This window comes from Acetobacter fallax (assembly GCF_011516735.1).
GTDB lineage: Bacteria > Pseudomonadota > Alphaproteobacteria > Acetobacterales > Acetobacteraceae > Acetobacter > Acetobacter fallax.
Map to the genome: position 1 here is coordinate 1 of NZ_WOSX01000055.1, position 17232 is coordinate 17232.

Consider the following 17232-nt stretch of genomic DNA (forward strand, 5'->3'; position numbering starts at 1 on the left):
ACTGCGCTCGGGTGATTTCAGTCCAGGCCATCTTGATCTCATCAGGTTATCGCAAACCCATGAATCATAACCCGCTGAAATCACTCAACTCATTTTCGGTCAGACACTTACGCGAAGAAAGAAGACATCCTTCTTGTTAGGCGTGTCCGGTAAGTTGTTATCGAAAATACTTATAATGGAATGAATTTCCCGTTGTTACCTGAATGACTCCATGAGGAGACCGAGATGAACGTCAGCGAATTCCTATGGAAACGTCTCCAGGAATGGGGTCTCAAACGTGCTTATGGCTATCCGGGTGACGGTGCCGGAGGCATTGATATTGCTCTGCAACGGGAAGTTGACGCAGGTCGCGTCGAATATGTCCAGGTAAGACACGAAGAGATGGCGGCATTCATGGCAACGGCCCATGCAAAATTTACCGGGCAGGTGGGGCTCTGTTTCGCCACGTCAGGACCTGGTGCGATCCATCTTCTGAACGGGCTTTATGATGCCAAACTCGACCATGTTGGCGTCGTGGCGATCATGGGGCAGCAGGCACGAACGGCAATTGGCTCGAATTATCAGCAGGAAGTCGATTTGCAATCGCTCTGCAAGGATGTGGCTTGCGAATACATCGTGACGGTGACAGAACCGTCACAGATGCGGCATGCCATTGATCGTGCCGTACGCATTGCCCGCGATAAACGCTCCCCTACGGTCGTCATCGTTCCCAATGATTTGCAGGAGTTATCCTATTCAGAGCCGCCGATGGCCCACGGTTCGACCCATACAGGCATTGGAGTGACAATCGGCAGCAAGGTACCAGAGGACGAGGGCCTTCGTGCCGCGGCCAATATTCTCAATGCAGGAAAGAAGATCGCCATCCTTGCGGGAGCCGGTGCGCTCGAAGCGACTGACGAACTGCTCGAAATCGCGGAAATTCTCGGTGCCGGCATTGCCAAAGCACTTCTGGGAAAAGCCGCAGTCCCGGATGAACTACCCTTCGTCACGGGTTCGATTGGCCTGCTGGGGACGAAACCTTCATGGGATCTCATGAAAGAGTGTGACACCTTCCTCATGGTCGGCTCGTCGTTTCCCTACAGTGAATTTCTGCCAAAGCCCGGTCAAGCACGCGGCGTGCAGATCGACATCAATAGCGCCAATCTGTCCCTGCGATATCCCATGGAGGTTAATCTCCAGGGCGACAGCGCCGCGACACTGCGGGCCCTCATCCCAATGCTCCAACGCAATAATGACCGTTCGTGGCGCACACGGATCGAGAAGGAGGTGGCCGACTGGTGGAAAGTTCTGGAAGCGCGCGCCATGACCAGCGCCCGGCCACTTAACCCTCAGCGTGTGTTCTGGGAGCTTTCACCACGTTTACCCGAGAACGCCATCATTACCGCTGACTCCGGCTCGGTCGCCAACTGGTATGCGCGTGATCTCAAAATGCGTCGTGGAATGAAAGCCTCCCTTTCGGGCGGGCTGGCATCGCTTGGCGCGGGGACACCCTACGCGATGGCAGGAAAGATGGCTTATCCTGAGCGCACCGTCATTGCCTGCATGGGGGATGGCGCCATGCAGATGAACGGTCTGAATGTGATGATCACGATTTCCAAATACTGGAAACAATGGTCCAATCCGAAACTGATTGTTCTTGTGCTCAACAATCAGGATCTCAGTCAGGTAACATGGGAAGAGCGTATCCAGCTCGGCAAGGGAAAAACGGAATCCACACAGGCCATCCCTGATTTTCCATATCATAAATACGCGGAATTGCTGGGGCTGAAAGGCATCTATGTCGAAGATCCGGAAAAAGTGGCGGCTGCCTGGGACGAAGTTTTGAGCGCCGACCGTCCGGTTATTCTTGAAGCACGCACGGACCCAAACGTGCCACCGCTGCCACCACATATCACCCTGCAGCAGGCAAAGGCGTTCCTCTCCTCCCTGCCGACGGAACCCGAGCGTGCCAGTGTCATCATTGGATCGGCGAAGGAAATGCTGGCCTCCATCCTGCCTTCGCACAAATCGTGAATTATTCCGATATCTCTGTTGATGGCGTAACAGCGCAGGCTTTTACGCTTCCGACTGACAGCCCGGAAGCCGATGGCACTATGGCGTGGTCGGCCACAACGATCATCGCCGTTCATGTCACGGCGGGAGAATGCGTCGGCCTCGGTTATACTTATTCCGATGCTTCGGTGGCCCATCTGATCGAGGGTTCTCTGAAGGAGAAGATCATCGGAAGCGATCCTTTTTCACCCGAAAGACTTTGGGATGAGCTCCAAACAGTCGTTCGTAATATGGGACGCGCCGGCATTGCGGCGAATGCGATCTCGGCAGTCGATACGGCGGTATGGGATCTGAAAGCGAAGCTGCTGGACCTGCCGCTGGCCGTCCTGCTGGGAGCCCGACGCGACCATATCGAGATCTATGGGAGCGGTGGCTTCACCACCTATTCCGATCAGCAGCTTACCGAACAGCTTCACGACTGGGTGCAGCGTGACGGATGTCGTGCCGTCAAAATCAAGGTCGGAAGGGAACCGGATCGTGACCGGCATCGTCTTGCAGTGGCGCGTCAGGCAATTGGTGACGCGGCGCTCTTCATGGATGCAAACGGGGCGCTGAATGTCAAAGAGGCTATCGCATTAGGACGCATGGCCAGGGAAGCTTATGGCGTGTGCTGGTTTGAGGAGCCTGTTTCCTCGGACGATCCCGAAGGGCTTGCGCTAATACGCCCGCATCTTCCGGCGCCGATGGAACTGGCCGCAGGCGAGTACATCTATGATGTCGATAATGCACGAAATCTTCTGAGCCTTCGTTCTGTCGATGTGTTGCAGGCTGACGTCACACGATGCGGCGGCATCACCGGACTGCTTCGCGTGGCCGACCTAGCGGATATTTTCCACATCCCGTTTTCGGCCCATTGCGCGCCCGCCCTGCATCTTCATGTGCTGTGTGCCATGCGCAACCTGCGCCATCTTGAATGGTTTCACGATCATGTCCGGATCGAACAGCGACTGTTCGATGGGGCACCGATCCCGAAGAATGGAAGGATCGCTCCGGATCTTACCCGATCCGGTTGTGGCCTGGCGCTCAGACACGCTGACGCCGCGCCGTTTGCGGTCCGCTAAAGGGATCTCTGGATAGATGGTTAATACCCGCACTCCTACTGGTGCTCCGCGTAACGCTCTTGCGTTGCTCGGCTCGCTGACCGGCGCGGCTCTCGTGGGCGCGCTATATTCACGTTCTCAGCCGACAGTAGCCCATTCTCCGACGAAAACTCCGGTGCCTGATTTCGCTAAAGCCAATCTGGCAGCACGCCGCCTTAACCGGGCAGCAGGAACACTTGCGCTGTCTGTTCTGTTTGACAGCGCGCTGGAACATTATCGGGGACAGTTCAGGAACAGGGCGATGTATACACCACTGGTGACTGCCGCTATGGCACTGGGCGTTAGCGCACATGGCACAATGGACCAGCGTCAGATGCCCCATGTGGTGCGTGACACGGTCTATGTTCTCACGGCTATTGCCGGTCTGGCCGGCACCGGCTTTCATTTGTTCAATGTGCGCAGAAAAGCTGGCGGCGTTTCGTGGCAGAACCTGTTTTATGGTGCGCCTGTCGGCGCACCGATTGCGATCGGTCTCTCCGGTCTGCTCGGTTATCTGTCGGAGCGGGTGCGGGAGACACCGTCCGGACAGGCCCCCATGGTCTGGGGCCTTCCTGCCGGGCGTGTCGTCGGTATCGCATCCGGGCTTGGTATGGCCGGGACCACAGGTGAGGCAGGGCTGCTGCATTTTCGGGGTGGGTTCCACGATCCTTTCATGTATCTGCCGGTCACCATGCCGCCGGTCACAGCGCTGGTTCTGGGGCGGACGGCGCTTGGGCCAGCAGGCACGGAGCGGCGCGCCACACGCTGGTGGCTGCGTGCCACCGCCATCCTCGGTCTGTCCGGTTCCGCCTTTCACGCCATCGGCGTCGGACGCGACATGGGCGGATGGCGCAACTGGGAGCAGAACATTCTCAATGGGCCGCCCATACCCGCCCCACCTGCGTTTACGGGCCTGGCCCTTGCCGGTCTGGCCGCACTGAGCCTGCTGGAAGATCATCCGGATGACTGAGCGCAATCGCTATCCCGGTTATGATGTATTGGCAAAGCGGCATTCGCTGTCGTGGAACGATGCAACCCGTAAGGTCATGGACGCCCGTCTTGGCGTTCCCCGGGAACCACGTTTCCTGCGACAGATGGAATGGGACACGCTTGTGGCGATCTGCGAGCGTATCATTCCCCAGCCGCAGAACCGTCCTCCCATTCCGCTGGCGGCCTATATCGACCAGAAACTGCAAAATGATGCCCGTAACGGATTTCGTAACGCTGCCCTGCCGCCTCAGCGCGAAGCATGGAAAAAGGGGCTTGCTGCGTTCGAAGCCGAGGCGTGTCTGCGTTACGAACACTCTTTCCATAACCTGAAGGAAAGACAGCAGGACGAACTTCTGCATCGGGCAGAAACGGGCCAGTCGGACGCATCCGTATGGAGTGGTATGGATGCATCACTGTTTTTTTCTGAGCATGTGATGAGTGACATCATCGCCGCCTATTATGCTCATCCGACAAGTTGGAATGAGATCGGTTTCGGAGGACCAGCCGGTCCGCGCGGATATGTGCGGATGCAGAACGGCCGACGCGACCCTTGGGAGCCAGTCGAAGCGGGACCGGGAGACGAGACACGTGTCCGTAGGGAGAACCAGCGTGTCAGATGATCCGCTGATCACACCAAGGGCTGTGCATGGCCGTGCGCCGGACGTTTTTCATCCGGGTGGCTGGGTGCCGATGAAGGAATATCCCCTGCGTGAACCGGTGGATTTCGTTGTGATCGGAACAGGAGCGGGGGGCGGTCCGCTCATCGCGCGGCTTGCGGAATATGGATACTCGGTGATCGGCTTCGATGCTGGTCCCTATTTCCGGCCGCTGGAGGACTTTGCTTCCGATGAAGCCAGTCAGAGCCAGCTTTTCTGGACTGACGAAAGACTCGTTGACGGTGCCAATCCGCTAAAAATGGGTGCGAACAACAGCGGCCGGGCCGTTGGTGGCTCGACCGTGCATTATGCCATGGTCTCGCTCCGTTTCAGGCCTGAATGGTTCAGATCGCGCACCCTTCTGGGCTATGGCACCGACTGGCCGCTCGACTGGCGTGAGATGTGGCGTTATTACGTACAGGCAGAACGTGATCTGTCTATTGCCGGACCGGTTTCCTATCCCTGGGGGCCGAAACGGCCTCGTTATCCCTATCGTGCTCACGAAATCAATGGTGCTGCGGAAGTGCTGGCACGGGGCGCTGAGGCCATGGGCTATAAATGGGCAGAAACGCCGCTGGCGACGGTTTCCGCTCCGCGCGGAGATTCTCCTTCCTGTGTTTATCGTGGCTTTTGTCGTGTTGGCTGCTCGACAAACGCTAAGCAGAGCCAGCTTGTTACCTACATTCCACGAGCGCTCGCGGCAGGCGCGGAAATCCGTGACCTTGCAATGGTGGGGCGGATCGAGGTCGATGCGGCAGGACGGGCATGCGGCGTTCACTATCACCGCAACGGAGCATGGCACTTTCAGGCGGCCAGAAATGTCATCGTGGCTGGGTACGCAATTGAAACGCCGCGCCTGCTGCTTAACTCCGCGACTGACCGGTTTCGTGACGGGCTTGCCAACAGTTCAGGTCTTGTGGGTCGTTATCTGATGACGCAATCGAATCAGGCCGTTTATGGCGTGATGGATGAAATGGTCCGATGGAACAAAGGGCCGCCCTCACTGACCATTACCGAGCACTGGAACTATGATGACCGAAAGGACTTCCATGGCGGCTATTGCTGGATGGCGCAGGGGCCGCTGCCGGTCGAATGGTCCGCTGCCATGTCGGGTTCCCGCAAATTATGGGGTGCACGACTGCGTGAAAAGATGGCGGATTATAATCATCAGGTCGGACTGAAAATGGTTGGAGAAATGTTGCCGCATCCTGACAACAGGGTCTCTCTTGCCAACGAAAAGGACCGGTATGGCCTGCCCGTCGCACGCGTGACCTATTCCTGGCACGATAACGACAAAGCCATGATTCAGCATGCTCTTGGCGAAATGCAACGCAGTCTGGAACTGGTCGGGGCAAAAGACATCTGGCGGCAGGAAAACGATACGAACCATCTGGCGGGCACTGCACGCATGGGGAACGATCGGAAGAGCAGTGTGGTGAATGCCGATTGTCGGAGCTGGGATATTCCCAATTTATGGATCTGTGATGGATCCGTGTTCCCAACAACGGGTGGTGTCAATCCATCGCTGACCATCACGGCCATTGCGTTACGGACCGCAGACCGGATTCAGATGCTGCAACAGACAGGGCAATTGAACTTCTGATCTTTGCGATGGGGGCGGGAAGAAGAGTTCTCTACTGATATTTTGCGTGCCAATTATGTAATAATGAGTGTTTTAATATTATTAAACAGGCAAGAAAGACATAACGCAACTCCCGAAGGTAAGGCGCTTTATGGTGGTGAGCATGGCGCATACTGATTGAAAGGACAGACTATGTCGTTTCTTCATAACTTTACCTGTCGACGCTGTTTTAACCGTACACTTACCGCAGCCCTTGTTGCTGCTCCGGTTTCGGCCATCATTGGACGCAGAGCTGATGCAGCAGATAAAAACATAGCGCCCGTCCCGGGAAGTCCGAAAACAGTAAAAAGCCATGTTCTCGACACAGCGGCTGATGCTTTGCAGGTGAAAAAACCGATTGATGCCATGAGTGAGTATCTGAATGGATTTCACTTTTATGCTGATGACATGGGACGACAGATCGAAGCCAATCATTTCTGTACGCATTTGACTGAGGATTTCCATCAATGCGTCATTTATGAAGCGAATCAGACAAACGCCCGACTTATTGGTGTTGAATATATTGTCAGCGAAAGAATATTTAAAACTCTTCCTGAAAATGAAAAGAAATTGTGGCATAGCCACCAGTATGAGGTGAAATCAGGAATGCTTGTCGCCCCCGATGTTCCCAATCCAGCGGAATATGCTTTCATGACGGATCTCGTGACAACTTACGGGAAAACATGGCACACTTGGCAGATAGATCGGGATCATGATCTTCCCCTTGGCATCCCTCAATTGATGATGGGGTTTACCAAAGATGGTCAGATACAACAGTCCTTTCTGGATGATCGGGACAGGCGTTTCGGGCTTTCCACTCAGAGTGAAAGAAAGAACCGTGCCGATATACCAACGCCGGATGTCGCGGTGGGCGCAAACTCGTGGGAGAGCGGTACAGTGCCTCAATTGCAGCTTGTGGAAGTGCCGGTAAAAAATATCAAAAAATGATTTATATATAGTCCACGGCAGATACCGGGGCAGGACCTTTACCGGTCCTGCAAGCAAATGCGTTTCACCAGATTTCATCCGTCGCATCGCGATCAGAGCATTGGTCTGCCTCCGGTCACAGGAAGAACGGCTCCAGTCGTATAGCTGCTCTCGTCTGACGCGAACAGCACATAGGCAGCGGCCAATTCTGCCGGCTGGGCCGCTCGTCCAAGAGGGGTGTTTTTACCAAATTCGGTAATAGCCTCTTCCGGCATTGTGGACGGAATGAGAGGTGTCCAGACAGGACCGGGAGCAACAGCATTAACACGGATATTCCGTTCTCCCAGCATTTGCGCAAGACCGACTGTGAAATTGGAGATAGCTGCCTTTGTCGCGGCATAGACGGGCAGGTGAGGAGAAGGTTGGGCCGCGTTAATCGAACTCGTGTTGATAATCGAAGCGCCGCTCTGCAGATGTGGTAAGGCTGCCTGACATAGAAAGAACATACCGTAAAAATTCGTGCGAAATGTCGTGTCGAGTTCTTTTTCATCAATTTCGGAAAGATCTGTCACGGATTTCTGGTGAGCAGCATTATTGACAAGAATATCCAGTTGCCCGAATTCGTCGATTGTGCGTTTTATTATCTCATTACAATGCGATCGTAGCTGGATATCTCCTGGAAGCAGGATAGCGCGGCGGCCTGCCTTTTGCACCCAGTCAGCGGTGGTCTGCGCATCTTTATCTTCTGTAAAATAAGCGATTGCGATGTCGGCTCCTTCGCGAGCAAAGGCGATCGCAACCGCCCGGCCTATTCCGGAATCTGCTCCGGTTATCAAAGCAATTTTTCCGGAAAGTTTTCCTGACCCCCGATAGCTTTCCTCTCCATGATCGGGAGTGGGATTCATTTTTTCTGTATCTCCCGGAACAGCTTGATGCTGGGGTAAGAATTTTTCTTCAGATGACATGGTGTTTTCTCCTTGAGAATGTATTCCCAAAGGTCATCAGGAAAGAAAGTTTCTTGGTTTTAGAAAAAATGTACTACAAGTGATTTGATGCGATCAGAACCGTGAAACTTTCAGCTGACCGTATCGTTTGCATTTTATCCGCTTTGCGGGGTTATCTTTTACAAGTTGATACGTCATCATTGTCAGTAAAAAAAGTAAGCAGAAATGTAATCCTAAAAAATGCAGGCATAGATAATCTCGTGACTCCCTCTGCATTTCGATAATCCTGCAAAATACGTCGTATGTTTTGAAAAAGGAAAGCTCCTATGAAAAAAGCCTACTTTCTCGCCATAGCATTGTGTTTCTCAACACCAGCTCTGGCGCAGTCTCTTCCGGAGCGGACGGGCGTGAATTCCATGATGGGAATTGCTCCAAAAACGGATGATTTCATTCAGAGTGTTTCCTGGAGTGATCTTTTTGAGATTCAATCCAGTCAGATGGCTCTATCAGATCCTTCGCTTAAAACATTTGCGTCGAGAATGATCGCGGAACACCAGAAAACCTCGGCAGAACTGAAGCAGCTTCTCAGTGTCAACAATATGGCAGCCACGCCTCCGGCTTCCGTCGATGATACACACAAAAGAAAGCTGGATACATTGCATGGTCTCCATGGCGACGGCTTTGTAAGACAGTATCGTAAGGATCAGATTTCCGCTCATGAGGATGCCCTGTCGCTTTTCCGGCGGTATGCGAAGAGCGGTGAAAATGAAGCACTGAAGAAATGGGCCGGAGATACCATACCTACTCTTGAAGAGCATCTGAAAATGGCAGAGAGCCTGTCGGAATAACGTCCTGAATTTTTTCGAAAATCCGTTTCTAATAGGCAAGGATTTATGATTCTGATTTCTGATCTGAATCGCAGAACCTCTGCTGACATAGACCGGGTCCTGACATCGGACTGATCGCATGCGGCCGGAACATGCGTTTATTCTGACGCGTTCATCCGATGCTTACGGCGGACAGGTATTGGCATGGCCACCGAGGCAAGCAGGAAAGGTATTATCGTGGATTGGGAGACTTTGATATGTCCGGTTGCTTCCTGGCAGCCGTGTTGGCCTCTGAGCGTGCTCCTCTGCTTCTGATGAAACCGTCCCACAGAACAAAAACGGGCACCCGTTCCTGGTCATCACACGACTGCTGTAAAGAGAGCTGAACCGTATATCCGGAAATCTATATCTGAAATCATGATTTCAGAAAAATATCAGATTTATCAGGGGCTGTGTCTCGAGGCGTGGTGTAGGAGCGAGATTGGCCGCTGAGGCGGCCACCGCCGGTCTTTGATAGGGTTCGGGTGCGAAACTGAACCTGAAGGACCTGACGATGACCGAGGAGAAGATGGCGCTACTGGAGCTTGTGGAGCAAGCGTCGGATGGCGATTTTGTTCGTGAGATGCTGGCGTTCGCTGCTGATCGGATGATGGAGATGGAGGTCGAGGCCCGGACCGGTGCACCGTTGGGCGCGCGTTCGGCCTCCCGCTCGACCCAGCGCAACGGTTACCGCGCCCGGAACTGGGACACGCGGGCAGGCACGGTCGAACTGGCGATCCCGAAGCTGCGCAAGGGAAGCTATTTCCCGACCTTCCTCGAGCCCCGGAGGACGGCGGAAAAGGCGCTGCTGGCGGTCATTCAGGAAGCCTATGTGCAGGGGATTTCCACGCGATCGGTCGATGATCTCGTCCGCGCCATGGGCGCCGGTGGCGTCTCCAAAAGCCAGGTCAGCCGTCTGGTCGGCGAGATCGACGAGCGGGTCAACTCCTTTCTGTCCCGGCCGATCGAGGGCGAATGGCCGTATCTGTGGATTGACGCCACCGATCTCAAACTGCGCCAGGGCGGCCGGATCGTGTCGATCGCCGTGATAATCGCCGTGGGCGTGAACACGGACGGCCGTCGTGAAGTGCTCGGCGTGGCGACGGGACTGTCCGAAGCGGAAGCGTTCTGGACGGATTTCCTGCGCTCCCTGGCCGATCGTGGCCTGCGCGGCGTGAAGCTGGTGGTGGCCGCCGCTCATACCGGGCTGCGGGCCGCCGCCGGTCGCGTGTTCAGCGCGACCCTGCAACGCTGCCGGGTACACTGGATGCGCAACGCACTCGCTTATGCCCACACGAAACAACGTCCTGCCATCACGGCCCTGTTGCGCACGATCTTCACGCAGGAAACGGCGGACGATGCCGCGCGCCAATGGCGGCACGTCACCGACAAGCTGCGTGATGGCTTCCCAAAACTGGCGGACTTCATGGAGCGGACAGAGGCGGATGTGCTGGCCTACATGGGCTTTCCCCGGGAGCACTGGACCCAGATCTCGTCCACCAATCCGATCGAGCGGGTGAACCGGGAGATCAAGCGTCGCTGCGACGTCATCGGGATTTTCCCCAACGACGCCGCCATCATCCGTCTCGTCGGTGCCTTGATGCTGGAGCAGAACGACGAATGGGCCGTGTGCCGACGCTACATGACACTGGAAGGACTGGCCGCCATAAGCCATAACCAAACCATCAGTTTGCCAGCCGTGGCAGCCTGATAACCTCGAACCTATCGAGGATCGGTGTTCCTACACCACGCCTCGGGACACAGCCTTTATCAGGAGAAGGTTCATTGATAGAGGGAAACCGCTTCGTCATTCAGAAGCACGATGCGCGACGACTACATTACGATTTTCGTCTTGAACTGAATGGCTTTCTGAAAAGCTGGGCTGTGACAAAGGGGCCAAGTCTTGTCCCGGGTGAGAGGCGTCTCGCTGTTCAGGTCGAAAATCATCCGTTGGACTACGGTGATTTCGAAGGCACGATCCCTAAAGGAAAGTATGGTAGTGGCACGGTGGCTGTCTGGGATCGCGGAAGCTGGACTTCGCTCGACGACCCTGAAAAAGGGCTGGCGGAAGGACATCTCGATTTCGAGCTGCACGGAGAAAAACTCACCGGGCGCTGGTATTTGATCCGGATGAAAGGCAAACCCCAGGATAAACGCGACAACTGGCTGCTGATCAAAGCTGCTGATGACGCAGCCCGCCGTCCCGACGATCCGGACATTCTTGAAGAACAGCCTGCTTCTATCAGATCAGGACGGACAATTACGGAAATCGCTGAGAGTAAACCTTCCCGCTATCCAAGAAGAAAACCTCTTTCGTGATATAGAAAGGAGCAGAATTTCTTTTCCGAAAACCTACAGGTTCGAAACCATAATGGGTATAAAATGTTGTAAATTATCCGCTTTCATCACGTCTGTGCAGGCATAAATCACGAGAGCGTTTCAGATATGCTGCCCATGACTACCATTACCCCGCTCCCGATCGCATATAATGCTGACGTCGCCCCCGAAAACAGCTTGTCTATCGGCTGATTCATCCGGCCCGTCCGGCAGATGTGACACAACTGATATACGCTTTTTCTGCCCGGTAGAAACCTTCAATATGCCTTGCAAGGAGCCATGTCGATGCTGGTTTTCTATATCAATTGGGCAGGGCACTCGCTTTCTCCATAGAGACGTCAGGTTTTGGACAGCCAAAAAGTACTCCGCCGCGTATTCGGTCGTCCCGACTGAGTTCCAATATCCTGCTATTTCTCGTTTTTCCTACGTGTTTCAGCAGCTTTCTTCGCTGAAGCGGAGCGGTCTTCCGCTGGCCGGTGTGCAGACGCCGCCCCGCCAGCCTTGCCGCCCTTCCGCGACGGTTCGTGTGTTACAGCGTGACCTCTTCCCGATCCGCTCTTCTTGCCACCACCCGTTTCCTTATTGACGGTGGCCCATGCGCGGCGTTCCGCTTCGTCCTTGCTGACGCCACGCTTTTCATAGCCCTCTTCGATATGTTCAGCCTGTCTTTTCTGCTTGTCCGTATAGGCGGATTTGTCTCCACGCGGCATGATCTATCCTCCAGTCTTGTGCTATTCAAACGATTTCGTCTCAATACGACGTAAGTCCTCTTTCTGTGATAAAGCAGGAAAAGAGAAAAACGTTTCCGAGCACAGCTATGGCTGTTTGATATTTCTATCCGTCAGGAGGCTGGTTCGCCTATGGGATCTGTAATCCAGCTCTGTAGAAAATTTTTTTGTAACTATTGGAACCGCCGACAGTTCTGGCGTGAAGTAATTTATTTGAGCAATTTCAAAAGTTGTCATTTTCGTGAACAGTGATCTGGTAGGCCGTTCGGTAGCACTACTGATATGGGATCAATTATCAAGGCATTAAGAGCCCTTTTGGAAATTCACGGATGAGCGTTTCGGCGTAACAGGAGGCTTCCCATGGCGATGTGGATCATGGCCTCTGCAACGTCAATACGTTGTTCGTAATCCTTCACCAGTCGGCGCCAGCGGATCATCCAGCCGAATGTTCGTTCAACAACCCACCGACGCGGCAGGATTTCAAACCCTTTTGCCATATCTGATCGTCGGATGATCTCGACGGTGAAGTCGAGAAAGGCGGCCTTGTCCATCAATTGCAGGCGATCATAGGCTCCATCTGCGAACAGATGCTTCACCCACGCCCAGCGTTTGCGGATGGCATCCAGGATCATCTGCCCTCCCGCGCTATCCGAAATATCGGCAGATGTCAGCCTGACCAGAAGCAACCGGCCATCCGTATCGACGGCAATGTGCCGCTAGAGGGTGTTATTTACTTTCGTGTGTGAATGGTACAGTAAAGATGGATGATTACTGCACGCAGGCCGTATCCATCTGATATCAGTGACGAAGAATGGTCTCTGATTATTAGAGGATGCAGAACAGCGTCATCATGATCTGCGGGAACTGTTCAACGGTCTTCGGTATGTGATCCGCTACGGTATTGCGTGGCGTGCGATGCCAAATGATCTTCCGCCGTGGTCTGCGGTTTATCAGCAGTCCCGGCGATGGATGGAAGCGGGATGTTTCGAGGCTCTGGTCCACGATCTTCGGGCTGTGCTGCGTCTGGCGGCAGGAAAGAAAGCTGAACCGACCACGGCGATCATCGATAGCCGGACACTGCGTTCGACCCCGGAGAGTGGATCGCGCGCCGAGTATGATGGCGCGAAAAGAAAGAAGGGATCGAAGCTGCACATGGCGGTCGATACCCTGGGGCATCTTCTGGCCCTGCACGTCACACCGGCAAACAGGGATGACCGGGCAGAAGTCGGTTCACTGGCGCAAGCCATTCAGCGGGCAACAGACGGTAGCGTTGAACTGGCATGGGCCGATCAGGGCTATACCGGATCAAAAGCGGTAAAAGCCGCTGAAGAGCAGGATATCACCCTCGAAATCGTCAGGCTGCCTCAGGCTAAACGGGGTTTTGTGCTGCTGCCCCGTCGCTGGATTGTGGAACGGTCTTTCGCGTGGGCCACGCGATGCAAAAGGCTGGTCAAAGACTACGAGCGCTGTGCCTCAACACTTGCTGCAATGCATACCATCGCCTTCGCTGGTTTCATGCTCAGAAATGTCGCCAATCTGCTCTCCCAAAGTGCATAACACCCTCTAGATGTCCGTCACGAGGCGCAAGCGGTCGGTCACCCGGGCGTGTGTCGGCATTTCTTTTCGCATTGTGCTATGAGAACAAAAGGTGACACTTCGCAGGATGACAGGCTGTGCCGATCCGCCCCGAACTCAAATGGCTTTACCCTCCCGATTGGTCACAGATCAGCCGACACGTAAGGTTTGAACGAGCGCAGGGACGTTGCCAGGTCTGTGGCCGTCCACATGGCAAACGGATCCGGGTGGTGGCTTCTGGTCGCTGGTTCGATGTGGACACGGGAAACTGGCGGGACGCCAAAGGGCGTAAGACTGGCGGACCGGATCTCATTGACCTGATCGAGGTGCGCGAAACCCGGGTGGTGCTGGCCGCTGCACATCTGGACCATGACCCGCGCAACAACCGGTTAAGCAATCTGCGTGCCCTCTGCCAGCGCTGCCATCTTGTGCACGATCGCGTCTGGCACGCACTGCAACGTCGGCTGACATGGAAATCCCGCTATGCGTTGGGAGATCTGTTTGAGGGACCGTATCGTCCCGGAATCCTCGGTATCCTCGCGCAGGCTGCGTCAGGGACTGTAACGGACGGATGATTATTTCCTGTCGTTGGCGCGCCTGCCCGAGCAACGTCAAATGTGGCGGGATTTACCAGCAATAACGGTATGCCTGCTTGTAGGGTGAAATAGACAGGCAGTTTTCGCCTTCATTTCCGCCGTCCGGAAGACGATTGCCCGACCGGCAAAGCGGTCATTGAAATCATGCGATCTATTACATCTGAGCAGACAGGAACAGGCAGGATACGTCTGGCGTTAAAATGATGACGCCTGCCCGTATGTCCGGACAGGTCTGTTCCTTTGGATAAAAACCATGTCGAAGCCCGTTCTCGTTATCGGTGCAGGGCCTGTCGGCCTGACCATGGCCGCCGAACTGGCCCGGTACGGGACGCCTGTCAGGGTTATCGACAGGTTGCCGGCCCGCACCAACCAGTCCCGAGCCCTGGCCGTCTGGCCCCGCACACTGGAACTGCTTGACGCAGCGGGCTGTGCGGATGCGTTTATGGCCACCGGGCTATGTGCAAACGCTGTCAGCATTCACGCTGGCAACAGGACACTTGCCCGGATCCCGTTCGGGACGATCACCTCTTCTTTCAATTACCTGCTACTGATTCCACAATCGGAAACCGAGCGGTTACTGGAAGAACATCTCAGGACTTTTGGTAAGACTGTCGAACGCGGAACTGAACTGACGGACTTCGTTAACAGGGATGACGATGTTTCATGCACACTTAGGCATGCTGGAGGCAGGATCGAGAGCCTGGAAGCTGCGTGGCTCATCGGGTGCGATGGGGCACATTCCTTTGTTCGCTGCAGGTTAGGCCTGGCATTCGAGGGAGACACGCTGCCCACTGGTTTTGTTATTGCTGATGTGCATGTGACGGGTCTTGCCATCTCGCCTGACGAACCGGCAATTTTCTGGCACCCGGACGGCGCTGTCATGTTTTTTCCGATATCGCGGGACCGTTACCGTATTATCGCCGATCTGGGTTCGGTTCCACTGCATACGCCGGACCTTGAGGAAATGCAGAGAATTGTCGACCGGCGGGGACCGGGCGGGGTCGTCCTGTCCGATCCGGTATGGCTGTCGGATTTCGGGGTCAACGAACGCAAGGTCCGGAACTATCGCAAGGGTCGCGTATTTCTGGCTGGCGATGCAGCCCATATCCATAGCCCTGCCGGTGGCCAGGGCATGAACATGGGCATGCAGGATGCCTTCAATCTCGCCTGGAAGCTTGCGCTTGTCGAGCAGCAGGAAGCAAGGCCGTGCCTGCTGGATAGCTACAGTATCGAGCGTAGCGGTGTAGCGCTGCAGATATTATCGGATTCCAGCCGTATGACCAGGATTGTCCTGCTCAGAAGTCATCTGGCGCAGAAGGTACGCAACTTTATTGTAAAGCAGATTTTCTGCATTTCGGTGATCCGTCGCGCCATCGCCAACCGGCTTTCCGGAATCATGATTGGTTATCCCGATAGCCCCCTCAACGTGGGTTCCGCTCGTGGATTGCGTGGCCCCCAACCGGGACAGCGGATGATTTCAGCACGAGGTTCTGAGGGTGGTGGTATTCCCAGCTTTATACTTGCCGCCAGAGACTGTGCTGAAGCGCGGGCCATGATCGCGCGTCATGCATCCTTACTGATGTCCGAAGTGCGCCGGCCACCGGATGAAAATGGCATTTGGCTGGTGCGACCCGATGGCTACGTCGCTGCTACCGCAAAAAGTGGGAACTGGGCGGTAATCGATATGGCCCTGAAAGGAATGGCAGCCGAAACATCCACACTGATGAAGAATTGAAACACGTTGATAATATCATGCCATGAAACCGGACAGGCAGCATCCGCCTCATGTCGGACGTGCGATTGGGATTTATCGCTTTCCGAAAGCAGACTAAGCTTACGGCTCTGTATTCGTTGCACTTATAGTTTTCACCTGTTCGTTTGGCTATGTTGGCCGAGTATATCGGGCGGTGCATGTCAGGTTTTTAGTTAAGGGTGTGAAGGATGCCACAAGCAGCACAAGACGGAATAGATTCCTGGCGAGGATGTTGTATTTTTTGCGACAATAATCTAACGGAAGATACCCGCCGAGAGCATGTTTTGCTTAACGCTCTTGGAGGTCGGAAGACGACAACTACGGCTGATTGCAGCCATTGTAACGAGACCTTCGGTTGTTCGATTGATCGAACAATGGCAGACGAAGTTAAAAGCTTAAGAAACCTCTTCCAGATGAGATCGGGTGATGGCGAGTTGCCACCAGCCCTCAATAATATTCTGTCGTCTCAGGGACCCATCAACTTTAAGCCAGACGGCGCTCCCCACCAGAAGTGTAAACCATTCGTTGTTATAAAAAAGGGAAGTTCTGTTGAGGTGAATTTTAATGTTTCGAGCGATGAAGAACTAGCATTTTACATCCCACATGCAGCCGCGCAAGCCGGTGTCTCTGAAGACGTTTTATGGAATGGCCTCCAGAGAAAGCCAGGAACACTTAGAACGCTTTATCCCGGAAAAACCCAGTTTACATTTGAATGTAAACAGATCGATTCCCAACGTTCCATGGTGAAGTCATGTATGGTTCTTCTCGCCACGATTACGCGCAATGATCAGCTAAAAGGACCTGCGTTTGCGGCTGTGCGTGATTTCATTTTTGGAAAGAACGAGACAATAGGGTGCGGTCGCATTAATACAGACGGTCGTCTTATGCCACAACCGGCTTATGATTGCCTAAAAAATACTTACGGTCCTTTGTTCAATTTGATTTATGTGAAAAGTGACGCAAGAGGACGAACAGTCGCATATTTTCGTCTTTATAATAAGAGGTGGTCCCCATTTTTCGGACAGGGCGATAAGCTATCATCTGGCCTGAACGAGGACGGGTTTTATGGGCAAGGTTACGCGGAAACGGTATGCGGCAGAGTTCAAGT

Annotated in this window: 14 protein-coding genes and 3 pseudogenes; 14 read left to right on the forward strand and 3 right to left on the reverse strand. The window is 54.4% G+C overall.

The window, feature by feature from the left end; all coding sequences use genetic code 11:
* The first annotated feature begins 225 nt into the window (after window positions 1–225).
* From GOB85_RS16620 to GOB85_RS16645, 6 genes are all read left to right on the forward strand, one after another.
* Window positions 226–2013: a thiamine pyrophosphate-requiring protein gene (locus GOB85_RS16620; RefSeq protein WP_173578391.1), complete on the forward strand. Its 1788-nt coding sequence runs from the start codon at window positions 226–228 to the stop codon at window positions 2011–2013.
* Window positions 2010–3113, forward strand: a complete 1104-nt coding sequence (locus GOB85_RS16625) for an enolase C-terminal domain-like protein (protein WP_173578390.1) — start codon at window positions 2010–2012, stop codon at window positions 3111–3113. Before GOB85_RS16620 ends, GOB85_RS16625 begins: the two co-directional genes overlap by 4 nt.
* Before the next feature lie 16 nt (window positions 3114–3129).
* Entirely contained in the window at window positions 3130–4101 is a 972-nt protein-coding gene (locus GOB85_RS16630) for a hypothetical protein (protein ID WP_173578389.1), read from the forward strand.
* Window positions 4094–4741, forward strand: a complete 648-nt coding sequence (locus tag GOB85_RS16635) for a gluconate 2-dehydrogenase subunit 3 family protein (RefSeq protein WP_173578388.1) — start codon at window positions 4094–4096, stop codon at window positions 4739–4741. The genes GOB85_RS16630 and GOB85_RS16635 overlap by 8 nt, the downstream gene beginning before the upstream one ends.
* Window positions 4731–6380, forward strand: a complete 1650-nt coding sequence (locus tag GOB85_RS16640; RefSeq protein WP_173578387.1) for a GMC oxidoreductase — start codon at window positions 4731–4733, stop codon at window positions 6378–6380. The genes GOB85_RS16635 and GOB85_RS16640 overlap by 11 nt, the downstream gene beginning before the upstream one ends.
* Window positions 6381–6551: 171 nt before the next feature.
* A complete protein-coding gene (locus GOB85_RS16645; protein ID WP_173578386.1) occupies window positions 6552–7346 on the forward strand; it encodes an OBAP family protein in 795 nt (264 codons plus the stop codon).
* 92 nt (window positions 7347–7438) lie between these two features.
* Here GOB85_RS16645 and GOB85_RS16650 read toward each other — a convergent pair whose 3' ends face one another.
* On the reverse strand, window positions 7439–8290 hold the full coding sequence (locus GOB85_RS16650; RefSeq protein ID WP_173578385.1) for a glucose 1-dehydrogenase: 852 nt from the start codon (window positions 8288–8290) through the stop codon (window positions 7439–7441).
* 305 nt (window positions 8291–8595) lie between these two features.
* Here GOB85_RS16650 and GOB85_RS16655 point away from each other — a divergent pair, with 305 nt between their 5' ends.
* The 3 genes from GOB85_RS16655 to GOB85_RS16665 all read left to right on the forward strand — a co-directional run bounded on the left by GOB85_RS16655 (window position 8596) and on the right by GOB85_RS16665 (window position 11454).
* The gene (locus tag GOB85_RS16655; RefSeq protein ID WP_173578384.1) at window positions 8596–9117 is read left to right on the forward strand and encodes a DUF4142 domain-containing protein; all 522 of its coding nucleotides are present in this window, start codon (window positions 8596–8598) and stop codon (window positions 9115–9117) included.
* A gap of 532 nt (window positions 9118–9649) precedes the next feature.
* Window positions 9650–10846, forward strand: a complete 1197-nt coding sequence (locus GOB85_RS16660) for an IS256 family transposase (protein WP_173578383.1) — start codon at window positions 9650–9652, stop codon at window positions 10844–10846.
* A gap of 74 nt (window positions 10847–10920) precedes the next feature.
* Complete coding sequence (locus GOB85_RS16665) at window positions 10921–11454, forward strand: DNA polymerase ligase N-terminal domain-containing protein (RefSeq protein WP_242011586.1); 534 nt, start codon at window positions 10921–10923, stop codon at window positions 11452–11454.
* A gap of 425 nt (window positions 11455–11879) precedes the next feature.
* Here GOB85_RS16665 and GOB85_RS16675 read toward each other — a convergent pair whose 3' ends face one another.
* Both GOB85_RS16675 and GOB85_RS16680 read right to left on the reverse strand, forming a co-directional pair.
* Window positions 11880–12182, reverse strand: coding sequence for a plasmid stabilization protein (locus GOB85_RS16675; protein WP_173578382.1), 303 nt, complete (start codon window positions 12180–12182; stop codon window positions 11880–11882).
* A 341-nt stretch (window positions 12183–12523) separates the two neighbouring features.
* Window positions 12524–12916, reverse strand: a pseudogene (locus tag GOB85_RS16680) (IS5 family transposase); the annotation flags it as partial.
* A 48-nt stretch (window positions 12917–12964) separates the two neighbouring features.
* Here GOB85_RS16680 and GOB85_RS16685 point away from each other — a divergent pair.
* From GOB85_RS16685 to GOB85_RS16700, 5 genes and pseudogenes are all read left to right on the forward strand, one after another.
* Window positions 12965–13757 (forward strand): annotated as a pseudogene (locus GOB85_RS16685) (IS5 family transposase).
* 248 nt (window positions 13758–14005) lie between these two features.
* Window positions 14006–14350: a hypothetical protein gene (locus GOB85_RS19045; RefSeq protein ID WP_242011587.1), complete on the forward strand. Its 345-nt coding sequence runs from the start codon at window positions 14006–14008 to the stop codon at window positions 14348–14350.
* A 274-nt stretch (window positions 14351–14624) separates the two neighbouring features.
* Window positions 14625–16106: an FAD-dependent monooxygenase gene (locus tag GOB85_RS16695; protein ID WP_173578380.1), complete on the forward strand. Its 1482-nt coding sequence runs from the start codon at window positions 14625–14627 to the stop codon at window positions 16104–16106.
* A gap of 206 nt (window positions 16107–16312) precedes the next feature.
* Window positions 16313–16450, forward strand: a pseudogene (locus tag GOB85_RS19825) (hypothetical protein); the annotation flags it as partial.
* 48 nt (window positions 16451–16498) lie between these two features.
* On the forward strand, window positions 16499–17232 hold a 734-nt coding region (locus GOB85_RS16700), incomplete at its 3' end, for a hypothetical protein (protein WP_242011588.1).

What these genes read in the sequence shown, in the direction of transcription:
- GOB85_RS16620 (WP_173578391.1), top strand. Translation starts at nt 226, where the DNA reads ATGAACGTCAGCGAATTCCTATGGAAACGTCTCCAGGAATGGGGTCTC.
- GOB85_RS16630 (WP_173578389.1), top strand. Translation starts at nt 3,130, where the DNA reads ATGGTTAATACCCGCACTCCTACTGGTGCTCCGCGTAACGCTCTTGCG.
- GOB85_RS16635 (WP_173578388.1), top strand. Translation starts at nt 4,094, where the DNA reads ATGACTGAGCGCAATCGCTATCCCGGTTATGATGTATTGGCAAAGCGG.
- GOB85_RS16645 (WP_173578386.1), top strand. Translation starts at nt 6,552, where the DNA reads ATGTCGTTTCTTCATAACTTTACCTGTCGACGCTGTTTTAACCGTACA.
- GOB85_RS16650 (WP_173578385.1), bottom strand. Translation starts at nt 8,290, where the DNA reads ATGTCATCTGAAGAAAAATTCTTACCCCAGCATCAAGCTGTTCCGGGA.
- GOB85_RS16655 (WP_173578384.1), top strand. Translation starts at nt 8,596, where the DNA reads ATGAAAAAAGCCTACTTTCTCGCCATAGCATTGTGTTTCTCAACACCA.
- GOB85_RS16660 (WP_173578383.1), top strand. Translation starts at nt 9,650, where the DNA reads ATGACCGAGGAGAAGATGGCGCTACTGGAGCTTGTGGAGCAAGCGTCG.
- GOB85_RS16675 (WP_173578382.1), bottom strand. Translation starts at nt 12,182, where the DNA reads ATGCCGCGTGGAGACAAATCCGCCTATACGGACAAGCAGAAAAGACAG.
- GOB85_RS16695 (WP_173578380.1), top strand. Translation starts at nt 14,625, where the DNA reads ATGTCGAAGCCCGTTCTCGTTATCGGTGCAGGGCCTGTCGGCCTGACC.